The organism is Microbacterium sp. ABRD28 (assembly GCF_003850245.1).
GTDB lineage: Bacteria > Actinomycetota > Actinomycetes > Actinomycetales > Microbacteriaceae > Microbacterium.
The window spans coordinates 1,080,436-1,105,876 of the sequence record NZ_CP031015.1; the positions used below are offsets into that span (position 1 = coordinate 1,080,436).

A 25,441-nucleotide genomic window follows, 5' to 3' on the forward strand; every position below is an offset into this window, starting at 1 on the left:
CGGGTTAGCATTCGAGGATGCCGGATGCGACGCCGATCACCGACGTCTCGATCGGGGGCGAGAGCATCCGCCTCGGACAGTTCCTGAAGTTCGCCGGCGTGCTGGACTCAGGCGGTGACGTCAAAGAGGCGATCATCGACGGGTTCGTGAGGGTGAACGACGAGGTGGAGCGCCGCCGGGGGCGGCAGCTCCAGCTCGGCGATGTCGTGGCATTCGAAGGTCGCCGGGTACGCGTCTGCGCATGATCGGCTGCGTCCCCGGCGTCTGCTGACGACCCTCGCCCCATCGGGAGCGACACATAATGGCGGCATGTTCGATCCCACCCGGGCGGCCGGCCTCGAGGCCCTGAGGGATTTCGTGCCGAGAGCGGGATCCGCCTACGCACGCCAGCGCAACATCGACACCGGTCCCCACCGCACCAACGTGTCGACGCTGTCGCCCTACATCCGGCACCGACTGGTGACCGAGCGCGAGGTGGTGACGGCGGTCCTCGAGGCGCACAGCCTGTCGGCGGCCGAGAAGTTCGTGCAGGAAGTGATGTGGCGGACGTACTGGAAGGGGTGGCTCGAGCAGAATCCGGAGGTGTGGCGGCGCTATCGGCAGGACGTCGCCGAGCTCATCGACGCAGGCAGCGCAGACACGCCGGAGTACCGTGACGCGGTCTCCGGACGCACCGGCATCGACGCGATGGACGCGTGGGCCGGCGAGCTCGTCGAGACCGGGTATCTCCACAACCACACCCGCATGTGGTTCGCGAGCATCTGGATCTTCACCCTGCGTCTGCCGTGGCAGCTCGGCGCCGACTTCTTCTACCGGCACCTGCTCGACGGGGATGCCGCATCGAACACCCTGTCGTGGCGTTGGGTCGCGGGCCTTCAGACGGTCGGGAAGACCTACCTCGCCACCGCCTCGAACATCGCCCGCTACACCGAGGGTCGCTTCCACCCCGAGGGGCTCGCCACCAGCGCCCCGGCCCTCTCCGAGGAGCCGCTGCCCCCGCGCTCGCCGATTCCGTCGGTCGAGACTGCAGTGTCGGGCGAACGGCTGGGCATCCTGTTGCACGAGGAGGATCTCGCCCTCGACAGCCTTCGCGGCGAGCACCCGTGGCTCGACGGCGGCGTCGTCGCCATCGCCGCGTCCGCGGATGCCGAGGCTCGCTCCCCGATGGGAGCGTCGGACATCGTCCGCGCCTTCACCGCCGGCGCCCTGGCCGATGGTCTCGACAGGGCGGCGCCGGCAGCCACCGCCCTCGTGCTCGGCGTCGATCCGGCCGCGGCGGTGGTCGAGTGGGCGGCGGCCGAGAATCTCGACACCGTCGTAATGCCTTACGCGCCGGTCGGTCCGGTGGAAGAGCGGATGACCGCGCTTCGCGCAGGCCTCCGCGACGGTGGCATCGCGCTGCGAGCGGCACGACGTGACTGGGACTCACTGGCGTGGCCGCATGCCCGCCGCGGGTTCTTCCCCTTCCGCACGCAGATCCCGCAGCTGCTGTCGCAGCAGGGCATTCCCGCGTCACCGGGACGATGACGCGCACCATCCTCCCGTCGAAAGGATGGCGCCTGCGCTCTGCGCTGGCCCTCGCCGCCACCATCGGGTTCGCGACCGCCGGCGCCCCCGCGATCGCGGCGATCTCGACCGACGGCGAGGGTGTCGTCGTCGAGAGCATGCGGGCCGACTACGGGATCACCCGCGGGCAGAACGGTGTCAGCGCCCTCACCGTCGCCGAGACGTTCGTCGCCCGATTCCCAGCGTCCGGTGAGAGTCGCGGCATGCGCCGCGACATCGCCGAGTCATCGGACGGCGCGGCCCGGGTGCTCCGATGGATCTCGGTCACCGACACCGACGGGTCGCAGCGACCGAGCGAGGTCGACAGCTCCGACGGTGTCTCCTCGATGACGGCGTTCGCTCCGGACGGCCTCCGCGGAACCCAGAGGTTCGTCTTCACCTACACCGTGGACGGTGTCGTCGCCGTCGGCGACGGTGCGCAGGTGCAGGAGTTCACCTGGGCCGTGAACGGGCGGGAGCGTTCGCCTGCCGTGGGCGAGGTGCGCGCGACGTTGCGCGTGCCGGAAGAACTCGTCCCTTCGATCGAGGGTGAGCCTCGGTGCCTCATCGCGCCGGAGGGATCGTCGCGGACCTGCGACCTGACGGTCGAACCGGGCCAGCTCGGCGCGGTGCTGATCGACGTGTCGGCAGAAGACCTCGCGGCGGACGAGGCTCTGACGCTTGTCGTGGGATTCGCTCCCGGTACCTTCGCGGCCGTCGAGGAGGACTCGGGTGGATGGGTCGGGTGGGTGCTCGCCCTGACGGGGGCCGCGGCGCTCAGCGTGGGGGCCTGGCTCGTCGTGGTGCGAAGAAGACGTCGAGAACCTCCCGCTCAGGACGACCGCTCAGGACGGAAGAGTCCGGCCCGATCGGCGAGGAGCAGCGCCACGCCCGAGACCACGAGGATGGCCGAGTAACCCACGAGCACGACGCCGATCCCCGAGGTCGTCGGCTTACCCCCGCCGATCGCCTCGATCACCCCCGACACGATGACCACGCCCAATCCGCCGAGCGCGACCACCGGCATGAGCAGGAAACTCGTCGCCTCTCCCGACATGCGCGGAGGGACGACCGTCTGCACGCCGATCTGCGCGGCGGAGAAGGTCATTCCGCCGGCGAGGCCGGCGGCGAACATGGCGACGCAGTACAGCGGGAGCGTGTCGACGAGCATGGCCGACAAGCCGACCGCGGTGAGGGCCGTGGTGGCGCCGAGGACCCGGATCGCCGACCACCGCTGGCAGAGCCGGCCGGCGATCGGGCCGGCGATGGCCACCCCCGTCGATCCCGCGAGGAAGTACAGCCCCGCGACCTGCGGATCGAACCCGCGAATCGACTGCAGCGTGAACGTCGCCGTGACGATGAGCACGTTCGTTCCCATGTTCCCGATGGTGCCGACGCTGAGAAGGGCGAGGTAGGCGCGGTTGCGGAGCAGGGAGGCGTGGATCAGCGGATTTCGGGCTCGTCGCTCGACGAGAACCCACGCGACGAGTCCGCACAGGCCCACGACGATCAGGCCGGATGACAACGCTGCCGCCCAACCGAGGTCCGGAACGTTGTCGATCCCGACGCTGACCAGACCGAGGCCGAGGACGACCGTGATGACTCCGGCCCAGTCGATCGTGCGCAGCGATGTACCGGCCTCGGGATTGCGCGAGTCCCGGACCCGCATCGTGCCGACGGCGGCGATCGTCGCCAGCGGGACGTTCAGCCAGAAGACCCACGGCCACCCGACCGTGGACGCGAGCAGTCCTCCGACGATGGGACCGAGGGCCGTACCGAGCCCGGACACCCCGATCATCCACCCGAGCGCGCGGGGTCGTTCGGCGTCGTCGGTGTCGTTGGTGATCAGTGCGAACGCGTTCGGGAGGATGAGCGCCGCTCCGACGCCCTGCACCAACCGACCGGCGACGATCGTGACGACATCCCCGCTGAGCGCGCAGAGGACGGATGCGCCGGCGAAGAGGGACAGACCGGCGATGACGGCAGCCCGTCGGCCGATCACGTCGCCGACCCGCCCCGCCGGTACGGAGAACGCCCCGAGCGAGAGCATGTACGCCGACAGCACCCATTGCAGGTCGGTGACCGAGGCGCCGAACGCCGCGGCGATCGACGGCAGCGCCAGGCCGAGAGAGAAGAAGTCCAGCTGCACGCAGAGCAGCGCGACGCCGACGGGGAGGAATCGCAGCACAGAGCGCCGTGGGTACACCGCAGGGGGCGTGGCGGTCATCAGTCATCCTCGGGGCTGCTGAGCTCATGTTAGCCAGGACACGGCTGGGTGAACACCCGCGTCCGACGCGGCTTTCACGTGCGGGGGCCGGTCCGGCTCAGCCGCGAGCTCCGGAGGAGGAGACGCTCGATATCGATCAGGGTCCGAAAACTTCGGACCATCTCTCGCGTCGACCCGAAGTTCATCACGATGTGGGCATCGTGGGTCGCGTCGTGGAACACGTGCGTTGCGAGCACGCCGATGTGGCCCGTGGGCCGAGGGTAGCCGCGCAGGAAGGGACTGAACCCCTCGAATCGGATCTGCATCATCCCTGAGCCATACCGGATGCCCGGCCTGAACCGACTGCGCGGCGCTCCGAGGAACGACAGGTGCTCCGCGCTGACGAGCCTGCCATCGTGGAGAGCGGCGCTGAAGCGGAGAAGATCCTCCGTCGTACCCACCACGCCCCCGCCGGCCCAGTCGCAGCTCACGCTTCGGGCGGTGGTCAGATCATGCTCTCCGATGCGGATCGGTGCGATCTCGCGTGTGGGCGCGGCAGCCGCTCCTGGCCGTGCAGTCGCTCCCGTCGGTCCGCGGTCCCGTGCGCTGCGCGAGCGGTACATGAGGAAACTGTCGGGCATTCCGACTTCGTCGAAGATGCGGCGATGCAGAAGCTCGTGGAACGCGCTGCCGGCGGATTCCTCGAGAGCACGCCCCAGAAGCACGTAACCGGTGTCGGAGTAGTGGAATCTCTGGCCGGGAACCCCGACCGGGCGCTGGTGTTCCCGGCTGAAGTCCAGGAGGTCGCGAGGCGTCCAGAACCGGTCGCGGTCGCCGATGACCAGGGCGAGGAACGGTCGCCCGTGCAGGACTCTGCCCCCGAAGTAGTCCGCGACGCCCGCGGTGTGCTGGAGGAGATGACGCACGGTCGCGCCGCCCGCGACGTCCTTCGCATCGTCCGACCGGAAGAGGCCCTGGATCTCGTCGCGTGGGAGGAGCTGGCTCACCGGGGTGTCCAGGCCGAACGCACCGCGCGCCACTTCCTGCATCACCAGCGTGGCGGTGAAGAGTTTGCCGACGCTGGCCGCGTGAAACGGTTTGGCACCGCCGTACTGGTGGTCGATCCCGAGCCGAGGTGCCCGCACAGCGACCTGGGGTGGGCCGAGCGCGCGCCGCCGAGCTGTCACCGCCCCAAGATGCTGTTCCAAGCGCTCGTGGAAATCCGTTGCGGCGTCCATGCTGTTCTCCTTTTGTGGACATTATGAAACGTAATATAGCTAACGGGAGTATGCTGGAGAAGTGAAGTTCGTGGTCCTGGGGATCCTCCTGATGTCCGGCCCGCAGACCCTCTATTCGTTGAACAAGGAGTTCGAGCGCGGGCCGTCGCAGTTCTACCGGGCGAGCTTGGGCAGCCTGCAGACTGCGCTGAAGGGGCTGCTCGACGCCGGTTGCGTCACCGTGCTCGCCGCAACAGAACGGGGGCGCGCCAAGAAGTACTACACGGCGACGGATCTTGGAGAGCAGACTCTCCACTCGTGGATCCGGTCCGATCAGGTCGGCACCGATCTCGAGGTGGCCGCCCTGTCTCGCCTCTTCTTGCTCGGTCTGGTCGATGACGCCGCCGAAAGGCGGGCCATCCTCGGCCGCATCGCCGAACAGATCGACGAGGAGTTGGGGCGGCTCGAAGCGTTCGCCGACGACCTCGATCAGCAGATCAGCATGCTCCCCGCGGCGCAGCAGGCAGCCGTCCGATACCGCCGCGCGACCCTCGACTACGGGCTGATGGCGCATCGGGTGGGCCTCGCCTGGTTCCGGGAGAGGGCCGCCGAAGAGGCGTGACGGTCGCTCGGAGACCCTCACCGCGGCGGCGTGGGTGGGTCGTTGCCCCGCGCCGATGGCAGGGCGTCAGCTCACGGCGTGGACGACCCTCTCCGCGAGGAGAGCGACACCCATGACGATCATGGCCGCCCCGGCCAGGCGGGTGGTGAGGCGTCCTGCGCCCGGCCGGGCCTGCGAGATCCGGCGCGCGGAGAATCCGAGCGCCAGGTAGACCACTGTGCACATCGCGATGTACACCGCGCCGAGGGACATCAGCTGCGCCGCGAGCGGCCAAGCTGCCTCGGCGCGGGTGAACTGCGGCAGGATCGCGACGAAGAGCAGCAGCGCTTTCGGGTTGAGGGCGCTCACCCCCATCCCGCGGATGACCACACTCCCGGGTCCGGCGACCGGGATGCCCTCGACCTCGATGCCGGTGGCGGTGCTTCGCAGAGTCCGGACGCCGAGAAAGACGATGTAGGCACCGCCGCCCACGGTGAGCAGGTCGAGAGCCAGGGGAGCGGCGGCAACGATCGGCCCGAGGCCGGCAGTCACGACGGCGGTGATCACGACGTATCCGAGCACGATCCCGGCCACGGGAGGTATGACAAACCGCTCGCGCGCGCCGGTGGCGAGGATGTAGGCCCAGTCGGGTCCGGGAACGAGGATGAGGGCCACCGCGAGGGTGGCGAAGGCGAAGAGAGAGCCGATCTCCATGGCGCGGTGCTCGATTCTCGAACAGGGGCAGGGGCGGCACAAGGGTATTCGGATGATGGAGAAATGTGCTTGCTGATTGAGTGAGAGAACAGCGTGATCATGCAAGAATCTGAGATATGGACGCGCTTGATCGGGAGATCCTCTCGCAGCTGCAGGGTGACGGGCGCGTGAGCGTCACGGCGCTCGCCGATCGGGTGGGCCTCAGCCTCTCGGCCTGCCACCGCCGCATCCGGGAGCTCGAGGCATCCGGGGTCATCGATCGCTATCGCGCAGTGATCGCGCCGGAAAAGGTCGGGCTCGATTTCGAGGCGATCGTCTTCGCCACCCTCGGTCGCACCGACCTAGAGACGATCGCCGAGTTCGAGCGGGCGGTGGCAGCCGTCCCGAACGTCATCGAAGCTGAGCGGCTGTTCGGCGAACCTGATTACGTCCTCCGGGTCGTCTGCCGGAACCTGTCGGCGTATCAGGCGCTCTACGACGAGGTCCTCGGCGGCCTCCCGGGCGTTCAGCGGGTGGCGTCCACCCTTGTCATGAAGCGGATCGTGTCGGGACGGCACCTGCCGCTCTGACACGCGATCGGAACCGGGCGAGCACGCCCCGTTCGATCGCCCGGTAGAGGCACCACGCGGCGACCCCCACCACCAGAGACAGCAGCGTGCCGGCGAGCGGCGCGGTCTCCTCCCACGCCGGGAAGACCTGCCAGTGGGTGAGGTAGATGAACAGCGACGCCCCCGCCAGCGTGGTCACGGCGGGCACCAGCATCCGAGGCACCGTGACCGCCGGAATCCACAGCAGGACGAGGATGCCGGCGATGATCACGCCTTCACGGGCGGGATTGCCCACGAAGCCCGCCGAGCCGACCACGGCGACCGCCGATAGGGCGACACGCTGACTGACGCGGGTGGCCCGGGCCGCAGCCCATCCGAGCACCAGCAGCCAGCCGGCTGCCGCGATGGTGTACCGCTCGACGAGGCCCGTCTCGACGCCGGTCACCGCGAATCGCACCGCGAGCGCGACCGTCAGCAGCCCGACCGCGCAGCCGAACGGGTGAGCGCGCTCGAGCCGGTCGGCGCGGGGCCAGGCGAACAGGGCCGCGAGGCCGAGCATGCCCCAGACCGCGAATTCGAGGAACCAGAAGCTCCACTGGATGCTCCACTGCTCCTGACCGGGGAGGAAGCCGTTGACGAGGGCGACTGTCGTCGGGGCATAGTGCCCGGTCAGAAGCGTGACCGCGCCGATCCAGACGACCGCAGGGATCGCGATCTGGGCCGAGGAGCGCAGCAGGGCGCGTGAGCGGCCAGAGCGGTCGGCCAGCTGGAAGCGGGCGAGATTGAAGCCGAGCACCGCCAGCAGGAGGTGGGCGCCGCCCTGCACCGAGAACAGGTCGGCGTGCGAGCCGACGATGAGAACGATGGCGGCCGCGCGAAGGACGACCGCGGTATCCAGACGCGCGTGGCGGCGTGTGCGATTCCGGGCGACCTGCTCGACGGCAGTTGCCGGCGCTCCGCGGGGAGTGGCGTCGCCGTCGTCCACGCAGAGCCCGGCGAGCGCGGCAGGAGACAGGCTCGGCCAGTCGTGGGGAAGCATACCGAGCAGCGACTCCAGTCGCACCGCGACCTCGACATAGCTGAGCGAGTCGCCGTCGAGATCGGAGAAGGAATGGTGTTCGGTCGCGTCGGGACGTCCGAGCAGGCGTGCGTAGAGGTCACGGATCGTCGTCGTCGTCACTGGACCCGCAGCGGTCTCGTCATCCTGCGGTCGGACAGTGGCGAGCGCGCGGCCATGTCGTTCCAGAGCGCTGCTGTCGTTCTTGCCACTCCGGGTGCGCGGAAACTCAGTGATCCTGTGTACGTCGATGACGTGGGGAGGGATGCCTGCGAACTCGGCAACGCGGCGTCGCGCCTCGGCCGCGAGGTGGTCGACCAACACGAAGATGATCAGTCGGTCGTCGACCGCGACCGCGCGCGCCGGGATCCCCTCTTCGGCGAGATGCGTCTCCACGCGGTCCAGATCGATGCGCAGACCGAAGAACTTAGCGAAGCGGTTGAGGCGCCCGACGATCTCGATGAGACCGTCGTCCCGGCGCCGCGCGACGTCTCCGGTCCGCAGCGTCATAGTCGTGCGGCCCCGGGCGAAGTCCGAGGGGTCGTGGGCGTAGCCCATCATCACGTTCGGTCCTCGGTAGATGAGCTCCCCGGTCGAGGGATCGATGTCGAAAGCCCCTCCCGGTATCGCACGCCCGATCGTCTCGGGTGCGGTCTCAGCCAGACTCGGGGGGAGGTAGCCCATCCGCGCCGTCGCTTCCGTCTGCCCGTACATCACGAACAGCTCGAAGCCGCGCTCGCGCCCGAGCCGGGCGTAGCGGCGCACGCGGTCGGGAGGGAGGCGCCCGCCGGCCTGCGTGACATAGCGCAGGCGCGCGAGGTCGCGGTGGGCGAAGCCGCTGGCATCCAGGAGATCGAAGGTATGCGGAACGCCGGCAAACGAGGTGGCTTCCGACTCGACGAAGTCCTGCCAGAAGTCGTCTTCGGTGACACTGCGTTCCGTCAGGAAGACGCTGGCGCCGACCGCCAAGTGGCTGTTCAGCACGGAGAGGCCGTAGCAGTAGTGCAAGGGCAGGGTCGTCGCTGCGCGGTCGACCGGAGTCAGTCGGAGGTACTCCGCGATCGCAGCCGCGTTGCTGTGGAGGTTCTCCATCGACAGTCGCACGAGCTTCGGCGAACCGGTGGAACCGGATGTACTGGCCAACATGGCGAGGTCGGGGTGGAAGACGTGGCGCGAACCGTCGCGACGGATGTGCAGCGCGCCCGATGCGGGATCGTCTGCCACGACATCCGGATCGAAGCGGTCGATCAGCTTCCGACGGTGCCCTGACGCGTCTTCGCCGTCGGCGAGAAGGAGGACAGGGTGCCGTCCTTCGAGGGCGGCGAGGTAGGTGATGACGGGTTCGATCGCGTTCGCGGCGGTGATCATGACCAGGCGCCGATCGCTGCCCAGTTCCGCTCCGCGCTGCTCGACGCGTCGGGAGAGCTCGGCGTAGTCGATGCGTCGATCGGAGGTGATCAACGCCGGATGATCGGGGTCGCCGGTGAACAGCCGGCGCGCCCGCAGGAGGCGCTCGCGCGCGAGGGAGGGCGTGGCAGCAGAAGGCATCAGGTAAGGATAACCTAACCCGGCCGCCCGCCCGTTCCCGGGGCGGTGCTCCCCCCTACCGACTCGCCGTTCCCGCGCCGCCGGGCTGCGAGGTGCCCGACTCGCCCTCGTGGAGTCGCTGCCGGTGGGTGTGAACGGCGTTCCAGATCAACACGCCGCCGGCGACGATGACGGCGACCGGCCAGACGTACGTCAGAGCGGTGAACCACTCCGCGGCCGTGAAGAGGATGACGATCGCGCCGCCGGCGAGCACGCCGGCGGGAATCCACGCCCACCACCGGCGCTGCGCACCCCCTGGCACCAGGGCGACCAGAGCGAAGGTGGCGGCGGCGCCGAACAGGAACGTCGCGCCCACCACGGGGCCGGAGGCCGAGCCCGCCAGCCAGGTGACCACGGAAAGGGTCAGCAGCATTCCGGCCGGAATCACCGCCCACCACCGCTCGGTGTCGCGCAGGTACACCGCCGCGAAACCGACGCCCAGAACCGCGAGCATCGGCACCTCCGTCCACTGCCCGAGTCCGGCGGGATCGAGCTCCATCACCATAGTGATGGCCGCGCCGATCAGCGCGGCGCCGGGGATCGCGGCCCACCACGACGGGCGGTCGGCGAAGAACACGAACCAGAACGTGGCGCCGCCGGCGAGCAGAACGCCGGCCCAGATGAGCGACGGAACCGTGGCCACCTCGGTGGCCTGGATCAGCAGCAGCGCCCCGGCCACGAGGACAAGGGCCCCGAGGATGATCTGAACCGAGAGCCGTTTCATCATGTGCTCCTCTGTGCCGGCGGGCCTCGGGTCGTCAGGCGCTGACGACCGGACGCCCGATGCGTTCCTGCGCGCCGAGCTCGTGCGCGATCGAGGCCGCCCACATGCGGATCGCCGACCAGTCCCGCGCATCACGGGTGTCTTCCGGGGTGTTGCGCACCATGGCGTTCTCGATGAACCCGTGCGGCTCGGTGGGAAGTCGACCGCCGAACACGACATGCCCGCGCACCCCCAGGGATTCCGCGCGGGTCAGTACCCGCGGCGGCTCCTGCCAACGGAGGTCGTCCTCGGTGGGTCGCGTCGCCTGCTCGCCGAAAGGCCCGGAACTGAAGATCCAGAACGGCATCCGCCGCAGGCGGTCCGACTGATCCTTGAGGAAATGCCGCGCGGGCCGCAGCCACCGGCCCGCGTACACCGCACTCCCCAGGATCACCGCATCCGCATCGGACGCGTCCGTGTCATGGGCGGAGCGACAGAGCACATCGAGGCCGTACGCCAGGAGTTCGTCGGCGATCGTCTCGGCGATCTCCTCGGTCGATCCGTTCTTGCTGGCATAGGTGACGAGAACTTTCATCGCGGGCTCCTTACTGTCCGATGGCGGCGGCCAGCGCGGCGATGGCCGAGTTGATGATGCCGCCGAGAAGGGCGACGCCGGCGAAGGCGCCGGTGACGATCCACGCGGTCTTCTTGGCGCCTTCGTATCCGTAGGGCGCCCGACCGTCGGCGTCGCGCGCCAGACCGGCGAGCAGCAGCACGAGATCGATGACATACCAGATGCCGAGTCCACCGGCGGTGAGGAGTTTGAGGATGCCGGTGCCCACCTTGCCGAGGTAGAACCGGTCCACCCCGAGGAAGCCGAGAAGAAGCGAGAGAAGCCACGCGGCGACAAACGAGCGCGAGCTTTCCGACGCCACCGGTACGAGGGCCGGCTTCCCCACCGCCGAGGCGGCAGACCAGGCCGGAGGATCAGATGTCATGCGCCCAGGATCGAGCGCGTCGCGTCGGTGGGCGGGGGTCGAAGGTCCCGCCGCCTCGGTTCGCGCGGGGGACGGCGGACCAGGATCGCCCAGAACGCACGCTTGGCCGCTTCCGTCGTGGCGAGGTACGCCAGCACGGTGATGATGACGATGAGGATGAGCGGAGGCGGCAACGGAACCAGCTGCAACGGCGGGCCGAGGGCGGTGTAGGGCAGGGCGAGGGTGACGCCGACGATCACGATGCTGGACACGGCCAGCGCGCGGCCGGGGCGGCTGCGGTAGAACGGGCCGTGGGTGCGCAGAACGAAGAGCACTCCGACTTCGGTCAGCACCGAACAGACCAGCCAGGCGGTGCGGAACTCCACGGCGCCGGCGTGGAACACGATCCGCAGCACGGCGAAGGTAGTCAGGTCGAAGACGCTGGAGAGGATGCCGAAGACGATCATGTACGTGCGGATGAGCCGGACGTCCCACTGCTGGGGCCGAGCCGTCTGCGCCTCGTCCACGCGGTCGGTGGCGATGGTCATCGCCGGCAGGTCGCTCAGCAGATTGACCAGAAGGATCTGTCCTGCCAGGAGCGGAAGGAACGGCAGGACGGCGGCGGCGACGGCCACACTCAGCATGTTGCCGAAGCTGGCACTCGTGTTGACGTAGATGTATTTCATCGTGTTGGCGAACGTGCGACGTCCCTGACGGACCCCGTCGAGGATCACGGCGAGGCTCTTGTCCAGCAGGACGATGGCCGCTGCCTGCTTGGCGACCGGGACCGCCGAATCCACCGTCATACCGATGTCCGCGGCGTGGAGGGAGGGTGCGTCGTTGATGCCGTCGCCGAGGTATCCCACGACATGGCCCGTCCGGCGGTACGCCCGGATCACCCGCTCCTTCTGCACGGGGTTCATTTCGCAGAACACCGAGATCGTCTCGACGAGGCGGCCGAGGGCGGCGTCGCCGATCCGGTCGATCTCGTCGCCGATGCACACCCGCGTCGCGTCCAGACCCACCTCTCGGGCGATGCATCGCGCGGTCAGGTGGTTGTCGCCGGTCACCATCCGCACCGAAACCCCGGCAGCTGCGAGAGACCGGATGGTGTCGGCGGCGTCGACCTTCACGGGATCGGCGAAGCAGAGCAGACCCAGGAAGGTCATCCCTCTCTCATCGTCGGAGGTCGGATTCGAGGCATCGGGCATGGAGCGCGTGGCGACGGCCAGCACCCGCTCGCCGCGGGCGCTGCGCTCGGCGACGGTGCGCCGGATGTCGGTCACCGCCGCATCGAGGGGCACGATCGATCCAGCGGCCATCGCTGTCGCGCACACGGCCAGGATCTCGGGAACGGCTCCCTTGGTGATGAGGACGGGTCTTTCCGTGGCCGATGCGACCAGCACGCTCTGACGCTTGCGGAGGAAGTCGTACGGCACAGCACCGCGCAGGATGACGCCTCCGGGGTCGCCTCCCGAGGCGATGAGCGCATCGTCGATCGGGTTGCGCCAGGCCGTCTGCAGCGTCGCATTGACGACCGCGAGCCTCTGGACTTCCGGGTCCTCTGCGCCCTGCCCGTTCAGGGCGGTGAGGAGGTGCATCTTCCCCTCGGTCATCGTTCCGGTCTTGTCGGAGCAGAGGATCGTCATCGCGCCGATGTCTTCGATCGCGTCCAGGCGACGCACGATGACGCGCTGTGCCGCCATCGCACGCGCTCCGACCGAGAGGCTGATCGCGACGATGGCCGGAAGCAGCTGGGGCGTGAGGCCGACGGCGAGAGCGAGGGAGAACAGCGCCGAATCCAGAGGCGGGCGCTGCAGGAGGAGGTTCACCACGAAGATGACCACGACGAGCACGGCCATCACCCGCGTGAGCAGGAAGCCGAATCGCGTCATCCCCCGTTCGAATCCGGTCTGCGGCGCTTTCCGCGCCAGTTCTGCGGCGATCCCGGCGAAGGCCGTCGACGAGCCGGTGTGGACGACGAGCAGTCGGGCCGATCCCGACGCCACGTGGGTGCCGAAGAAGGCTGCGCCGCCGCGTCCGTCCACGAGGGGATCGAGGTCGGAAACCGCGCACTTGTCCACCGGAAGGCTCTCACCGCTGAGTGCGGATTCGTCGACGGTCAGGCCGCGCGCGCTCAGGATCAGGCAATCCCCGGGGATGACATCCCCTGCGCGCACGTCGACCACGTCTCCGGGCACGATCGATGTCCCTCGAACAGTGACCGCGACGCCATCTCGGAGCGCGGTGCACGTCGGGTCCACCGACGCGAGAAGTGCCGCCAGAGCCTTACCCGCACCGCGTTCCTGAACGAAACCGAGGACCCCGGAGATCAGCAGGATCCCGAGGATGATGCCGGCGTCGGTCCAGTCTCCGAGCAGTCCTGAGAGCACGGTCGCGGCGACGAGGATGACCTCGATCGGGTTGAGGAACTGGCGTGCGAGGAGCCGTCCCCACCCGTCGTCCGTTCGCGTGGGTATGCGATTCTCGCCGTATCGGTTCAGCCGGGCCAGGGCCTCGGCCGAGGTCAGCCCGTTCTGCGTCTCACGGGGTGCATCACCGATCCGACGCATCTCCTCCACCCAGAACGCCTCGCCGGTGCTCGGTGCGCAGGACACGACGACTCGCCGTGCGTCAGACGGCGGCCCAGCCGCCGTCGACACTCAGCACGGCGCCCGACACGTTCGAGGAGTCGTCGCTCAGCAGCCACGCGATGGCCGATGCCAGCTGTTGCGGCTGCGCCACGGGCGGCAGATTGGTCTGGAACAACGGTCCGAGCCGCTGCTGCGCCCACTCGGAGTGGAAGGGTGCCTCGATGCTCGTGGCCACCGGCCCGGGAGCCACGACGTTGCAGCGCACCCCCTTGGGCGAGTAGAAGAACGCCGTACTCCGGGTGAAACCGTTCACCGCGTGCTTGGACGTCGTGTAGGGCGTCCCCGCCGCAGATCCCCGCTGTCCGGCCTCCGACCCGACATTGACGATGCTGCCTCGACCCCGTTCGACCATGCCCGGAAGCACCGCGCGGGTGAGCCGCATCATCCCGGTCAGGTTCACGGCGAGCACCCGATCCCAGGTGGCGTCGTCGATCTCGGCTGTGGGTTCGAAACCGTCCATGATGCCGGCGATGTTCGCCAGGCCGTCGATCTGCGCACCGGCGGCGCCGAGGATGCGAGCTGCGGCCTCGGGGTCGGTGATGTCGGCCGCGACGACGACGAGGCGGTCGTCGGCCGCTTCGGGAAGGTGCGCGAGTCTTTCCTCGAGAGCGTCCACGGCGATCACGCGGGCGTCCTCGCTGAGCAGCCGCTCCACCGTGGCGCGGCCGATACCGGCCCCGGCGCCGGTGACGATGACGGTCCGGCCCGAGAACCGATGCGAATCGTTCGACATGGACGTTTCCTCCCTGGTCTCCCCGGCATCCGGCCGGTCAAGGTCAGTGCATCGCGGGGGCCGCGTCGGAAGCGGGCCGAAGGTCCTGCGGTGGGCGTGGCCGACCCGTCACTCCTCGCGCTCCGCCGCGACGCACACCGGGGCGCGCAGGTGCCACAGCGACGGAACGCTCACCGACCCCAGCAGTGCGCTCGAAAGCGGGCCGCGGCGGTGCGATCCGACGACGACGAGGGAGGCGTCGGCGGCGACCGACTGGATGACCGCCACGGGATCGCCCTGTGGCACCCACTCCGGACGGACCTCGATGCCGGACGCGATGCTCCTCGCCTGCTCGCAGGCGCGATCCAGCGCCCCCCGGTCGGCCCCGACATGCACCACGACCAGCGGTTCGCCCGAGAGCTCGGCTTCGCGCGCGGCGATCAGGACGGCGGCGTCGGATGTCTCGAGATCGATTCCGACCACGACCGGCCCGTCGGGCCGTTCCCCGTCGGACGGCACGAAGACGACGGGCGACACCGCCCGCGCGGCTGCGCGCACCGGCATCCAGCCGTGAAGGAGGTTGTGAAGCGGATCGCCGCGCCTGATGCCGAGAGCCACGAGGTCGGCTGCCCTGTCGTATTCCATGAGCGCCTCCGGCATGGTGCCGATGACGATGTGGGTGTCGACGGCGATGTCGCCCGACGCCGACCTCAGATACGCGGCCGCCAGCTCGGTCTGCGCCTCGACGTCGGAGGAGCCGCCGATCCCGAACCGCGTGACCGCGACGAGATGGACACGGAGGGGGATGCGCGCTGCGCGGGCGGCGACCCAGTCGAGGAGAGCCATGGAGGCCACCCCGGGTTCGATACCCACCACGATCGTCTGCTGTCGCACCTCGTTCTCCGATCTGCCGCCCTCACGCTATGGCGCTGCGACGGACGCGTTCGGACCGAAAGTCCCGTCACCGGGCGTCGACGGGCCAGCTAGCATGAGGCTGTGTCCGCGTCGCACGCCGTCGATCCTCTGGTCAGCCATGAAGGCGGCGACGACCGCCGCATCCCCCTGAACGATGGGCACCGGATGCCTCGGGTCGGCCTGGGCGTCTACAAGATGACCGATGACGAGGTGGCCGCTGCCGTCGCGCTGGCTCTCGACGCGGGGTACCGCGCCATCGACACCGCCGCGATGTACGGCAACGAAGCAGGTGTCGGAGCGGCGCTGGCGGCGAGCGATGTGCCCCGTGGCGACGTGTTCGTCGCCACGAAGGTGCGCTTCGAGGACAACGGGTACGACTCCACGCTGCGGGCGTTCGACGACAGCCTCGTCAAGCTCCGCACCGACTACGTCGACCTCTACCTCATTCACTGGCCGGCGCCGCTGCGCGACCGGTACGTCGAGGCGTGGCGCGCGCTGATCCGTCTCCGGGAAGAGGGGCGGGCCCGCTCGATCGGGGTCTGCAACTTCCATCCCGAGCACCTGGACCGGATCGTCGCCGAGACCGGTGTGATTCCCGCGGTGCACCAGGTCGAGCTGCACCCGCGCTTCCCTCAGCACCGAGTGCGCGCCTATGACGCCAACCTCGGCATCATCACTCAGGCGTGGTCGCCCTTGGCCCGGGGCCGTCTGCTCGATGAACCGGTGCTGACGAGGATCGCCCGGGCGCACGGCGTCACGCCGGCTCAGGTCGTGCTGCGCTGGCATCTGGAGAACGACGTCACCGTCATTCCGAAGTCGGTGAACCCCGACCGGATTCGGCAGAACCTCGATCTGTTCGGCTTCTCACTGACCTCTGCTGATCATCGCGCGATCGCCGATCTCGAGACCGGTGAGCGCACCGGTGTCGACCCGAACGATCGCAACTGATCGGGTCGGCACCGGTGCGGCGGAGACAACGCCTCCGGGGTCAGTGCACCGGCATTCCACCGGTGACCGCGATGGTCTCGCCGACGACGTAGCTGGACTCCTGCGAGGCGAGGAAGACGAACGCCGGGGCGAGTTCGACCGGCTGGCCCGCGCGGCCCATCGGGGTCTGCGATCCGAACTCTTCGATCTTCTCGTTCGGCACGAACGCCGGCTGCAGGGGCGTCCAGATGGGGCCCGGCGCGACGCCGTTCACGCGGATGCCGCGCTCGATCAGCTGCTGCGACAGGGCGCGGGTCCAATTCGCGATCCCGGCCTTCGACACCGCGTACTCGGCGAGCGAGGGCGAGGGCTGGAAGCCCTGGACGCTCGAGGTCGTGATGATGGACGCCCCGGGCTTCAGGTGCGGCGACGCAGCTTTGGTGAGCCAGAAGAGCGGGTAGATGTTGGCCTTCACGACGTGGTCGAGGGTCTTGGTCTCGAAGTCGTCGATGCTGTCGACCGTCGGCATGGTGCCGGCGTTGATCACCAGGATGTCCAGTCCCCCGAGGCCCTCGACGGCCTTCTCGACGATCTCGATGTTGGTCTGCTCCTCCTGCAGGTCGCCCGGCAGGAGCACGGCGACCCGGCCCTCCTTCTCGATGAGGGCGGCCACCTCCTCGGCCTGGGCCTGCTCTTCGGCGAGGTAGCTGAGGGCGACGTCGGCGCCCTCGCGGGCGAAGGCGATCGCGACGGCGCGCCCGATACCCGAGTCCGCCCCGGTCACCAGAGCCTTCCGGCCGGGCAGGCGCCCGAAGCCGACGTAGGTCGTCTCGCCGTGGTCGGGTGCGGGGTCCATCTTGTGGATGTCGCCGGGCGCGCTCTGCTGCTGCGGCGGGAAGGGCGGGCGCGGGAACTGGGTCGTGGGGTCCTGAGGGGTGTACATGTTCGCCATGCCCGCCACGCTAGGCGGGAGGACGGATGCCGGGGCCCGGGGTTGCGCGCGGGCCGAGACCGCGATACGGCGCTACCTTCCGACGCCTCCGGGCGCAACCCTGCCGCGAATGCGTCGACCCTTCGTAGCCTGAACGCGTGACCCCCGCATCCCCCTCGCACAGCGACCTGCGCGATTACGCACCCATCGGCGACGGCCGCACGATCGCGCTCGTCGGTCTTCGGGGTCAGATCGACTGGCTTCCGCTGCCGAACCTCGACTCCCCGCCGGTCTTCGCCCGCATCCTCGACGACGCCACCGGCGGGTGCATCGAGCTCGCGCCTGTCGGGGAGTACACCGTCCGCCGGCGCTACGTCGCACGGACGAACGTGCTGCAGACGACCTTCACGACGCCGTCGGGGCGCGCGCGGGTGACCGATGCGCTGGTGACCGGCGTGGCGGGGCGTCTGCCGTGGGCCGAGCTCGCGCGCCGCATCGAGGGTGTCGAGGGCAGTGTCGAGTTCCAGTGGGCCGTGCAGCCCGGCTCGCGACTGCAGACGGCGGCGCCGTGGATCGAGCAGCACGAGGGCGCCGCGGTGCTCCGCGTCGGGGGTGTGTCCCTCGCCGTCGTCGGCAGCGAGCACGGCCCTGACGACCCCGACCCCGACGGCGTGACCGGTCCGGTGCTGCGCGGCCGGTTCACGACCGCTGCCGCGTCGCGGCACCTGATCGTCGTCGTCGCCACCGACGGCGAACCCCTCCACCTTCCCGTGCCCGAGAACGTCGACCGCAGCGTCGACCGCACCATCGACGGCTGGCGATCGTGGTCTCGTGAGTTCTCGTACGACGGCCCGTGGCAAGACGCCGTGCAGCGCAGCGCGCTGGCGCTGAAGCTGCTCGTGTACTCCCCGACGGGGGCGATCGCCGCCGCCGCGACCACCTCGCTTCCGGAGAACCCGCGGGGTGGGAAGAACTGGGACTACCGATTCGCGTGGGTGCGCGATCTCGCCTACACCGCCCACGCCCTCGTGCGCTTCGGCCTGCGGGAGGAGACGCACGCGGCGATCTCGTGGCTGCTGCGCACCATTCGCGAGAACGGCCCCGACCTGCACGTGCTGTACTCCCTCCGCGGCGAGATCACGTCGGGCGTGGAGGAGTTCGACGTCGACGGGTGGAAGGGGATCGGCCCCGTCGTCTCGGGCAACCCGGCCCGCGATCAGCTGCAGCTGGGGGTCTACGGAGATCTCTTCGCGATCTGCCGGACGTACGTCGATGCCGGCAACATCCTGGATGTCGCCACCGGACGCATGCTCGCCGACATGGCCGATCGCACCTGCGATCTGTGGCGCAACCCCGATTCCGGCATGTGGGAGCTTCCCGAGATCCGGCACTACGTCTCGTCGAAGATGGGATGCTGGCAGGCGCTCAACGACGCCGCGTGGCTCGCCGAACGCGGGTCGATCCCCGGCAACTCCGACCGGTGGCGCGCCGAGCGCGAGCGCATCCGACAGTGGGTGGCCGAGTTCGGCTGGTCGGACGACGCCGGCAGCTACGTGATGTACCCGGGGTCCGCAGATCTCGACACCTCCGTGCTCCTGCACGCCGAGAGCGGTTTCGATCGGGGCGAGAGGATGTCGGCGACGATCGACGCGCTCACCGCGGCCCTGGGCGCCGGCGACGGACTGCTGTACCGGTACACCGGCATGGCGGATGAGGAGCACACGTTCGTCGCCTCGGCGTTCTGGCGGGCCGGCGCGCTCGCCTGCGTCGGCCGTCACGACGAGGCGCTCGCCGCGATGGATGCGCTCGTGGGCGCCGCCAACGACGTCGGCATCTACGCCGAGATGATCTCCGCCGACGACGGGGCGTTCTGGGGCAATCTCCCGCAGGCCCTCAGCCACCTCGCGCTCGTCAGCGCCGCGCTGACCATCCGTCAGCTCGTGTCGGAGGACGAGCTCGAGGGCCACTGACCCTCGGCTCGCGTCAGGCGGCGCGGGAGCCCAGCATCCGATCCGCCGTCCGCAATGACAGGGCCATCTGCGCCAGACACGGATTGGCCGACAGGGCGCTCGGGAAGGTCGAGTTGTCGCACACCCAGAGGTTCGGGATGTCGTGACTCCGGCCGTCGGCATCGACGACGCCGCGGGCCGGGGCGGAGCTCATCCGGCACGTGCCGAGGGTGTGCGCCGAACGGGCGAGCACACGGATGTCGCGGGCTCCCGCCGCCTCGAGGATGCCGGTGAGGGTACGGGACGCGTGGTCGTCGATGGCCTTCTCGTTCGGCCCCGGGGTGAACGTGACCTCGGCACGGGGCACACCGAACTCGTCGTGCTCGTCCGAGAGCACCAGCCGATTCCGCTCGGCGGGAAGGCACTCGGCATTGATCCCGACGCCGATCGAGAACTGCCACGCGTCGAGGGCCTCCATCAGCTCGCGGCCCCACAGGTCGCCGCCACGCACGAGCATCGTGGCGTGCGTCACCGGCATGACGCCGAGGCTCTGGATGAGATAGCCGCCGGCGAAATCGGCGTCGGCGGGTCGGATGAAGTCCTCGCTGATGAGGGAGGACGGATACCCGCGGTAGCCCCGGACCTGTGCATCGACCCGCCCCCACGCCTGCAGCGCGCCATGCGCGAGGAAATTGCGCCCCACCATCCCACTGGAATTCGAAAGCCCCGTGTGGAGGAGCAGGCGAGGCGTCTCGACCCCGCCTGCGGCCAGCACCAGCGTCGCGCACCGCTGACGCATCTCCCGCCCTTCGCGGGTGTACACCACCGCCACGACCCGGCCGGCACGGTCGAGCTCGATGCCGTGCACTGTGCTGTCGGGGCGTATCTCGGCGCCGGCTGCCACCGCCGCAGGCAGATAGGTGTTCGCCGTCGTCGCCTTGGCGTCGGTGCGATCGCCCTGGTGGATGCTGCCGAGGTTGAGGGTGCGCGAACGGCGGCCGTAGTGCGGCTGGTCGTGGTCGCGGGTGAGGATCGCCGCGGGGGCTGTGGCGCTGCGGATGCCCAGAGCATCGCACCCTTCGGCGACGAGCTCGGCGGGAGCGTTCCGCTCCGTGCCGGGCCAGTGGTACGTCCGCTCCTCGTCCCACGGGTAGGGGGTCGGGCCCGAGACGCCGATGGTGCGCTCGACCTCCTCGATGTAGCGGGTGAGCTCGCCATGGTCGATCGGCCAGTCCTCGCCCACGCCGAACTCGGTCCGCAGCGCCAGATCGCGCGCGTCGGGGCGCGGTGTGAACGCTCCCCAGTGGAGGGTGCCGCCGCCGACCCCGCGGCCGCTGTTGTTCGGCCCGAACGCGGTCGGGGCGTCACCGCCGCTGATCCGCTCCGACATCCAGTTCACGCGCCGACCCTCGACCTCGTCGGGGATCAGCCGGCCGGGGTCGAAGTTCGGGCCGGCCTCCAGCGCCACGACCCGGAGGCCCGCGGCGGCGAGGCGGGCCAGGAGCGGGCCGCCTCCGGCCCCGGTGCCCACCACCACCACGTCGACGGTCTCGTCGGTGGGGTAGGTGCGCATATGGGTGAGATTCATTCGTCGTCTTCCGGAGCGGGGGTGCCGAGGGTGTCGGGTTCCCAGGCTGCGCGGCGGTCGGCGCGCAGCTCGGAGAACCCGGGGTCTGAAGCGGTGATCGCGGTGATGAAACCGTCGAAGCCGAGGCGGGCGGCGGTGGCAGGATGCGACACCCACGCCTGCGCGAGGTCGGAACGGATGTCTTCGAACCACCGCCGGGTGGTCTCGTCGTCCCACGGGGAGCCGGTGAAACCGTTCCCGGCGATGAGGTCGGAGATGAGCTGATCCTGACTGGTGGTGTCTCCCGGCCAGACATCGGCGAGCGCGTCGAGTCCGAGCCGGTAGGCCTCGGCGTCGCGGGGCAGACCCGGTGGGCGCCAGCCGTCGCCTCGGCCGGCGGCGAGTTCGCGGTCGACGACGCGAGCGAGGTCGAACCGGTCGTCGAGGTCGCGCGGCATCAGGCGCGCTGCGATCGACCCGAGAAGGACCAGCTGCCCGCGCGAGAGTGCCCGCGGTTCGGCGTCGGGGTCGTCCGCGAGATGGCGGCGGGAGAGGATGCCGCGGGTCTCGGCATCGGTCCGATCGGAGGCGATGACACGTCCCCAGCTCTCGGGTACGCGGGTGGAGGCCGCCGAGACGGTGTCCCAGAGCCTTTCGATCGCCGCGGCGACCTCGGCCGGGCGCTCGAACAGCAGCAGATGGCCGGCTCCGGGCAACGACGTGACCGTCGCATTCGGCAGGGTGCGGGCGACCAGGCCCGGCTGGGCGTCGGCGCCGAGATCGCCGTCCTCCGCACCTGCGAGGACGACGGCGGGGAGGGCGGAGATGTCCAGGTCGGCGCTGACGTCTTCGCGGCTGCCCTCTTCGAGCCAGCGTCGCCAGGCCAGCGGCGACATCGCCCGCACCTGCGCGATCGCCGCCGTCTCGTCGGCGGGATCCAGCGGCGCGGCGACGTTGTCGGCCACGAACTCCCCTGCGTGCTCTTCGGCGATCGGCCCATCCGTCACCCACGAGAGCATCTGGTCTCGTTTTTCGGTGGCCATGGGCTCTGGAGTGGCCGGAGAGGGGGCGAGCAGGACGAGCCCCGCGAGCCCGAACAGGGGCGCGTCACCGCGGAGGACGCGGTCGGCGACGACGGCGGCGACCTTTCCTCCCATGCTGTGGCCGCAGAGGATCCACGGGCCACCGGTCGCCGTCTGCGCGATCGCCTCGATGACGCCGTCGGCGAGGGCGGAGACGCTGCCGTCCGCGGCATCCGCACGTCCGCCGTGCCCCGCCAGGTCGATGCCGACCACCGCGAGGCCGGGGGAGAGGTGCGTGACGAGGGGGACGGCGGCCTCGGCCGACAGCCCGAGCCCCGGCAGCACGTAGACCGTGCCTTCGGGTCTCACGGGGTGATCATCCCGCCGTTGACGTTCAGCGTCGCGCCCGAGACGTAGCTGGACTCCGCCGAGGCGAGGAACACATATGCGGGCGCCAGCTCGGCGGGCTGGCCGGAGCGCTGGTAGGTGTTCTCGTCGTCGAAGGCCTTCATCTGCTCGTCCGAGACGCCGTCCGAGACCTGCAGGGCGGTCCAGACCGGCCCGGGTGCGACGACGTTCACCCGGATTCCGCGCTCGGCGAGCTGCTGCGCGAGGCCCTTCGAGAGATTGTTGATGGCCGCCTTCGTCGCGGCGTAGTCGAGGCGGTCGGGGGCGGGCTTGTACGCCTCGAGGGAGGCGGTGTTGATGATGCTCGCGCCCGCGCGGAGGTGGGCGAGGGCTGCCTTCGTCAGCCAGAACGGCGCGAAGACGTTCGTGCGGAACGTCAGCTCGAACTGTTCGTCGCTGAGGTCTTCGACCCGGTCGACCGCGATCTGCCGTCCGGCATTGTTCACGAGGATGTCCAGGCCGCCGAGGGCCGAGACCGCCTCGTCGATGACCTCGCGACAGCGCGCGGCGTCCGCGATGTCGGCGATGATCGCATGGCCCCGCGCTCCGGCATCCGCGATCTGCTCCAGGATGTGTGCGGCATCCTCCGTCTCGTCGGGGAGGTGCACGATCGCGACATCGGCGCCCTCGCGGGCGAACGCGATCGCGACGGCGCCGCCGATCCCCGAGTCGCCGCCGGTGACCAGGGCCTTCCGGCCTGCAAGGCGCCCGGTGCCGCGGTAGGTCTCTTCACCCAGGTCGGGAACCGGCTGCATCCGCGCCTGCACCCCCGGCTCGGGCTGGTGCTGCAGCGGTGGCTCGACGCGGGAATAGCGCTTCACCGGGTCGTCGAAGGTGTACTGGTCCCGAGTGCTCATGCGGTCACGATATGTGGCACGAATGGATCCGGGCCGGGCTTGCGGAGCAGGCACTTTTCCGTCAGAGTGCGGGGCGCTCGTCGGCGGCCGCGCGTCACCGCGTCTGTGCCCTCCTCCGAAGGTCAGCGACTGAGCACGTCGATCTGCTCCCGCACGACCCGCGCCACCTCGACAGCGTTCGGAAGATCGGAGTGGACGCAGACGGTGTCGGGGGTGATCGTCCGAACCGCCCCCGACACCGTCGTGAAGATGCCTGACTCGACGGCATCGCGGGTGCGACGCCGCGCGACCTCGGGGTGGGTCGGCTTGGCGCGACGCTCGAGGACCAACCGCCCCTCGTCGTCGTAGTCGAGATCGACGTAGAACTCCGAGAAGAAGCGGACGCCGCTCTCGGCGGCGACGCTCTCGTGGGCGGTGCCGGCCAGGCCGTACACGCCCACCCCGTACTGCCGGGCGACCTCGCACACCCCGCGCATGAGGGCGGGATCCGCCATGGTCATCCCGAACAGCGCTCCGTGCGGCTTGATGTGATGAAGCTCGCCGTCACTCGCCTCGATGAAGGCCACCAGCGCGCCCACCTGGTAGCGGACGAGGTCGCGGACCTCGTCTTCGTCGAGCGCCATCGCCCGGCGGCCGAACCCGACGAGATCCGGAAGCCCCGGATGCGCGCCGATCGTCACCCCCCGTGCCATCGCAGCCCGAACGACCCGCTGCATCTCCCCGGGGTCACCCGCGTGCATTCCGCACGCGACGTTCACCGAGTCGACGATCTCGAGCAGAGCGTCGTCGTTGCCGAACGAATGCAGTCCCACCGCCTCGCCGAGGTCGGCATTCAGTGCGACGCGGCTCATACGTCCGAGACCGCCGCCCGCGGTGCGCGGCGGGCCCCGAGGGTCGCCTCGACGGCGGCCGCGATCCCGATCAGCGGACGCTCGGCGTAGGGCGGTGCCATGATCTCCAGCCCCACCGGCAGGTCGCCCGTGGTGTGACCGGCGGGCACGGTGATCGCGGGGAAGAGCAGCTGGGACGCGATGACGGTATTGGTGGGGTAGGTCAGGCACGTCCAACGGTCGCCGAGGACGTCGGCGTGGGTGGGGGCGGGGAGCTTGGCGTCGGGGAAGACGACGGCGTCGAGGTCGTGCTCGGCCATGACCCCGAGCACCTGGCGCTGGAATGCCGGCTGCGCCAGCACTCGCTGCAGGTACTCCTCATCGTCGGTGGGGTCGAGCGGGCCTGCGACGATCGCTTCGAGCAGGTCGAGCTTCTCGTGATAGTCGCCGCTGTCGACGATCGCCTGCATCGAGGCGACCGGCAGGGACGGACGGGCCTGGACGAAGGTGTTCATGTCGGCCTGCGACCGCGTCGTGTACAGCGACGTGAAGCCCACCTGTTCGTCGAGGCGGTCGATCTCGATGTCGATCAGCTCCGCACCGCCGGCCCGCAGTTCGGCCAGTGCCTTCTCGATCACCTCCAGCGCCGCTGCCCCATCGGGGTCGGTCGTATCGGGGAAGGCCTGGCGGAGGACGCCCAGCCGCGTGCCCGCGAACGTCCCCTCGGCTGCGGCGTCGGCGTACGTGCTCCCGCCCCCGTCGACGACCACCGCGCCGGTGTAGGAGTCTTCGGGGTCGTACCCGACCATCACATCCAGCAGAGCCGCGGCGTCTGCGACCGTCCGCGTCATCGGCCCCGAGGTGTCTTGCGGCGATACCAGCGACGACATCCCGGCCCGGCTGATCAGGCCCGGGGTCACCCGCACCCCCACCAGACCGCAGAACGACGCGGGCAGCCGGATGGAGCCGCCGGTGTCCTCGCCGATCCCGACGAGGGCGAGGTTCGCGGCGACCGCCGTGGCGGTGCCGCTGCTCGATCCGCCCGGATCGCGGGAGAGATCGTACGGGTTCTTCGTGATGCCGCTGCGCGACGAGGTCGAGAACCACGAGGTCGCGAAGTCGGGAAGGGTCGTCTTCGCCAGGATGATCGCCCCGGCATCGCGCAGCCGTGCGATCGCGGTCGCGTCCTTCTCAGGCAGGTAGTCGGCGGCGAGGATGTTGCCGAAGGACGTGGGGATGTCGGCGGTCTCGATCTGATCCTTCACGGCGACGGGCACCCCGTGGAGGGGGCCGACGAGCTCTCCAGTGCGGGCGAGTTCCGCATCCAGCCGATCGGCCTGTGCCAGGGCGTCCTGCGCCACGGAGATGACCGAGTTCAGAGCCGGTCCCGACCGGTCGAGCGCATCGATGCGATCGAGATAGGCCTGGACCAGCTCGCGCGCCGTGAACGTGCCGCGGCGGTAGGCGTCGTGAACGTCGGCGATGGTGAGTTCTTCGATGCGGGTGACGGGCAT

The 25,441-nt window shown here is 69.8% G+C and carries 23 protein-coding genes; 7 read left to right on the forward strand and 16 right to left on the reverse strand.

Translation table 11 applies throughout. The features are described 5' to 3' along the window. Positions 1-17 precede the first annotated feature (17 nt). From DT073_RS05330 to DT073_RS05340, 3 genes are all read left to right on the forward strand, one after another. The gene (locus DT073_RS05330; RefSeq protein WP_124292445.1) at positions 18-245 is read left to right on the forward strand and encodes an RNA-binding S4 domain-containing protein; all 228 of its coding nucleotides are present in this window, start codon (positions 18-20) and stop codon (positions 243-245) included. 64 nt (positions 246-309) lie between these two features. Beyond that, entirely contained in the window at positions 310-1,527 is a 1,218-nt protein-coding gene (locus tag DT073_RS05335) for an FAD-binding domain-containing protein (protein WP_124292446.1), read from the forward strand. Next, positions 1,524-2,462: a DUF2207 domain-containing protein gene (locus DT073_RS05340; protein WP_124292447.1), complete on the forward strand. Its 939-nt coding sequence runs from the start codon at positions 1,524-1,526 to the stop codon at positions 2,460-2,462. The genes DT073_RS05335 and DT073_RS05340 overlap by 4 nt, the downstream gene beginning before the upstream one ends. On the opposite strand, the gene DT073_RS05345 is transcribed toward DT073_RS05340, so the two are convergent. Continuing rightward, positions 2,378-3,772, reverse strand: a complete 1,395-nt coding sequence (locus tag DT073_RS05345) for an MFS transporter (RefSeq protein ID WP_124292448.1) — start codon at positions 3,770-3,772, stop codon at positions 2,378-2,380. The two genes, DT073_RS05340 and DT073_RS05345, sit on opposite strands and share 85 nt — an antisense overlap. Before the next feature lie 74 nt (positions 3,773-3,846). Continuing rightward, positions 3,847-4,989 (reverse strand): serine hydrolase domain-containing protein, encoded by a 1,143-nt coding sequence (locus tag DT073_RS05350; protein ID WP_124292449.1) that lies wholly within the window; start codon positions 4,987-4,989, stop codon positions 3,847-3,849. Positions 4,990-5,050: 61 nt separating this feature from the next. Between DT073_RS05350 and DT073_RS05355 the strand changes: the two genes are divergently transcribed. Further along, on the forward strand, positions 5,051-5,590 hold the full coding sequence (locus tag DT073_RS05355) for a PadR family transcriptional regulator (RefSeq protein WP_124292450.1): 540 nt from the start codon (positions 5,051-5,053) through the stop codon (positions 5,588-5,590). 66 nt (positions 5,591-5,656) lie between these two features. Here the strand turns inward: DT073_RS05355 and DT073_RS05360 are convergent, their stop codons facing one another. Further along, positions 5,657-6,283: a LysE family translocator gene (locus DT073_RS05360; RefSeq protein ID WP_124292451.1), complete on the reverse strand. Its 627-nt coding sequence runs from the start codon at positions 6,281-6,283 to the stop codon at positions 5,657-5,659. Positions 6,284-6,399: 116 nt separating this feature from the next. Here DT073_RS05360 and DT073_RS05365 point away from each other — a divergent pair, with 116 nt between their 5' ends. Then, positions 6,400-6,852, forward strand: a complete 453-nt coding sequence (locus DT073_RS05365) for an Lrp/AsnC family transcriptional regulator (protein ID WP_124292452.1) — start codon at positions 6,400-6,402, stop codon at positions 6,850-6,852. On the opposite strand, the gene DT073_RS05370 is transcribed toward DT073_RS05365, so the two are convergent. From DT073_RS05370 to DT073_RS05400, 7 genes are all read right to left on the reverse strand, one after another. Continuing rightward, positions 6,812-9,436: an AMP-binding protein gene (locus DT073_RS05370; protein ID WP_124292453.1), complete on the reverse strand. Its 2,625-nt coding sequence runs from the start codon at positions 9,434-9,436 to the stop codon at positions 6,812-6,814. The genes DT073_RS05365 and DT073_RS05370 overlap by 41 nt on opposite strands. 55 nt (positions 9,437-9,491) lie before the next feature. After that, positions 9,492-10,202, reverse strand: a complete 711-nt coding sequence (locus tag DT073_RS05375) for a hypothetical protein (protein WP_124292454.1) — start codon at positions 10,200-10,202, stop codon at positions 9,492-9,494. 31 nt (positions 10,203-10,233) lie between these two features. Next, positions 10,234-10,773: a flavodoxin domain-containing protein gene (locus DT073_RS05380; RefSeq protein ID WP_124292455.1), complete on the reverse strand. Its 540-nt coding sequence runs from the start codon at positions 10,771-10,773 to the stop codon at positions 10,234-10,236. Between the two features lie 10 nt (positions 10,774-10,783). Further along, positions 10,784-11,176 (reverse strand): TM2 domain-containing protein, encoded by a 393-nt coding sequence (locus tag DT073_RS05385; RefSeq protein WP_124292456.1) that lies wholly within the window; start codon positions 11,174-11,176, stop codon positions 10,784-10,786. Beyond that, the gene (gene mgtA / locus DT073_RS05390; protein WP_124292457.1) at positions 11,173-13,773 is read right to left on the reverse strand and encodes a magnesium-translocating P-type ATPase; all 2,601 of its coding nucleotides are present in this window, start codon (positions 13,771-13,773) and stop codon (positions 11,173-11,175) included. The genes DT073_RS05385 and mgtA overlap by 4 nt, the downstream gene beginning before the upstream one ends. Positions 13,774-13,789: 16 nt before the next feature. Beyond that, complete coding sequence (locus tag DT073_RS05395) at positions 13,790-14,542, reverse strand: SDR family NAD(P)-dependent oxidoreductase (RefSeq protein ID WP_124292458.1); 753 nt, start codon at positions 14,540-14,542, stop codon at positions 13,790-13,792. Positions 14,543-14,650: 108 nt separating this feature from the next. Then, positions 14,651-15,415: a universal stress protein gene (locus tag DT073_RS05400; RefSeq protein WP_353681947.1), complete on the reverse strand. Its 765-nt coding sequence runs from the start codon at positions 15,413-15,415 to the stop codon at positions 14,651-14,653. Between the two features lie 102 nt (positions 15,416-15,517). Between DT073_RS05400 and DT073_RS05405 the strand changes: the two genes are divergently transcribed. Further along, complete coding sequence (locus DT073_RS05405) at positions 15,518-16,384, forward strand: aldo/keto reductase (RefSeq protein WP_353681948.1); 867 nt, start codon at positions 15,518-15,520, stop codon at positions 16,382-16,384. A gap of 40 nt (positions 16,385-16,424) precedes the next feature. Here DT073_RS05405 and DT073_RS05410 read toward each other — a convergent pair whose 3' ends face one another. After that, positions 16,425-17,315 carry an SDR family oxidoreductase gene (locus tag DT073_RS05410; protein ID WP_124292460.1) on the reverse strand — a complete coding sequence of 297 codons (891 nt, stop codon included), beginning with the start codon at positions 17,313-17,315 and terminating at the stop codon, positions 16,425-16,427. A 137-nt stretch (positions 17,316-17,452) separates the two neighbouring features. Here DT073_RS05410 and DT073_RS05415 point away from each other — a divergent pair, with 137 nt between their 5' ends. Next, entirely contained in the window at positions 17,453-19,264 is a 1,812-nt protein-coding gene (locus tag DT073_RS05415; RefSeq protein ID WP_124292461.1) for a glycoside hydrolase family 15 protein, read from the forward strand. Between the two features lie 13 nt (positions 19,265-19,277). Here the strand turns inward: DT073_RS05415 and DT073_RS05420 are convergent, their stop codons facing one another. The 5 genes from DT073_RS05420 to DT073_RS05440 form a co-directional block, all read right to left on the reverse strand. Next, positions 19,278-20,831 (reverse strand): GMC oxidoreductase, encoded by a 1,554-nt coding sequence (locus DT073_RS05420; RefSeq protein ID WP_124292462.1) that lies wholly within the window; start codon positions 20,829-20,831, stop codon positions 19,278-19,280. Next, the gene (locus tag DT073_RS05425) at positions 20,828-22,201 is read right to left on the reverse strand and encodes an alpha/beta fold hydrolase (RefSeq protein ID WP_124292463.1); all 1,374 of its coding nucleotides are present in this window, start codon (positions 22,199-22,201) and stop codon (positions 20,828-20,830) included. Before DT073_RS05425 ends, DT073_RS05420 begins: the two co-directional genes overlap by 4 nt. Next, positions 22,198-23,097, reverse strand: coding sequence for an SDR family oxidoreductase (locus tag DT073_RS05430; RefSeq protein WP_124292464.1), 900 nt, complete (start codon positions 23,095-23,097; stop codon positions 22,198-22,200). The genes DT073_RS05425 and DT073_RS05430 overlap by 4 nt, the downstream gene beginning before the upstream one ends. 122 nt (positions 23,098-23,219) lie before the next feature. Continuing rightward, the gene (locus tag DT073_RS05435; RefSeq protein WP_124292465.1) at positions 23,220-23,948 is read right to left on the reverse strand and encodes a 5-oxoprolinase subunit PxpA; all 729 of its coding nucleotides are present in this window, start codon (positions 23,946-23,948) and stop codon (positions 23,220-23,222) included. Then, positions 23,945-25,441 carry an amidase gene (locus DT073_RS05440; protein WP_124292466.1) on the reverse strand — a complete coding sequence of 499 codons (1,497 nt, stop codon included), beginning with the start codon at positions 25,439-25,441 and terminating at the stop codon, positions 23,945-23,947. The genes DT073_RS05435 and DT073_RS05440 overlap by 4 nt, the downstream gene beginning before the upstream one ends.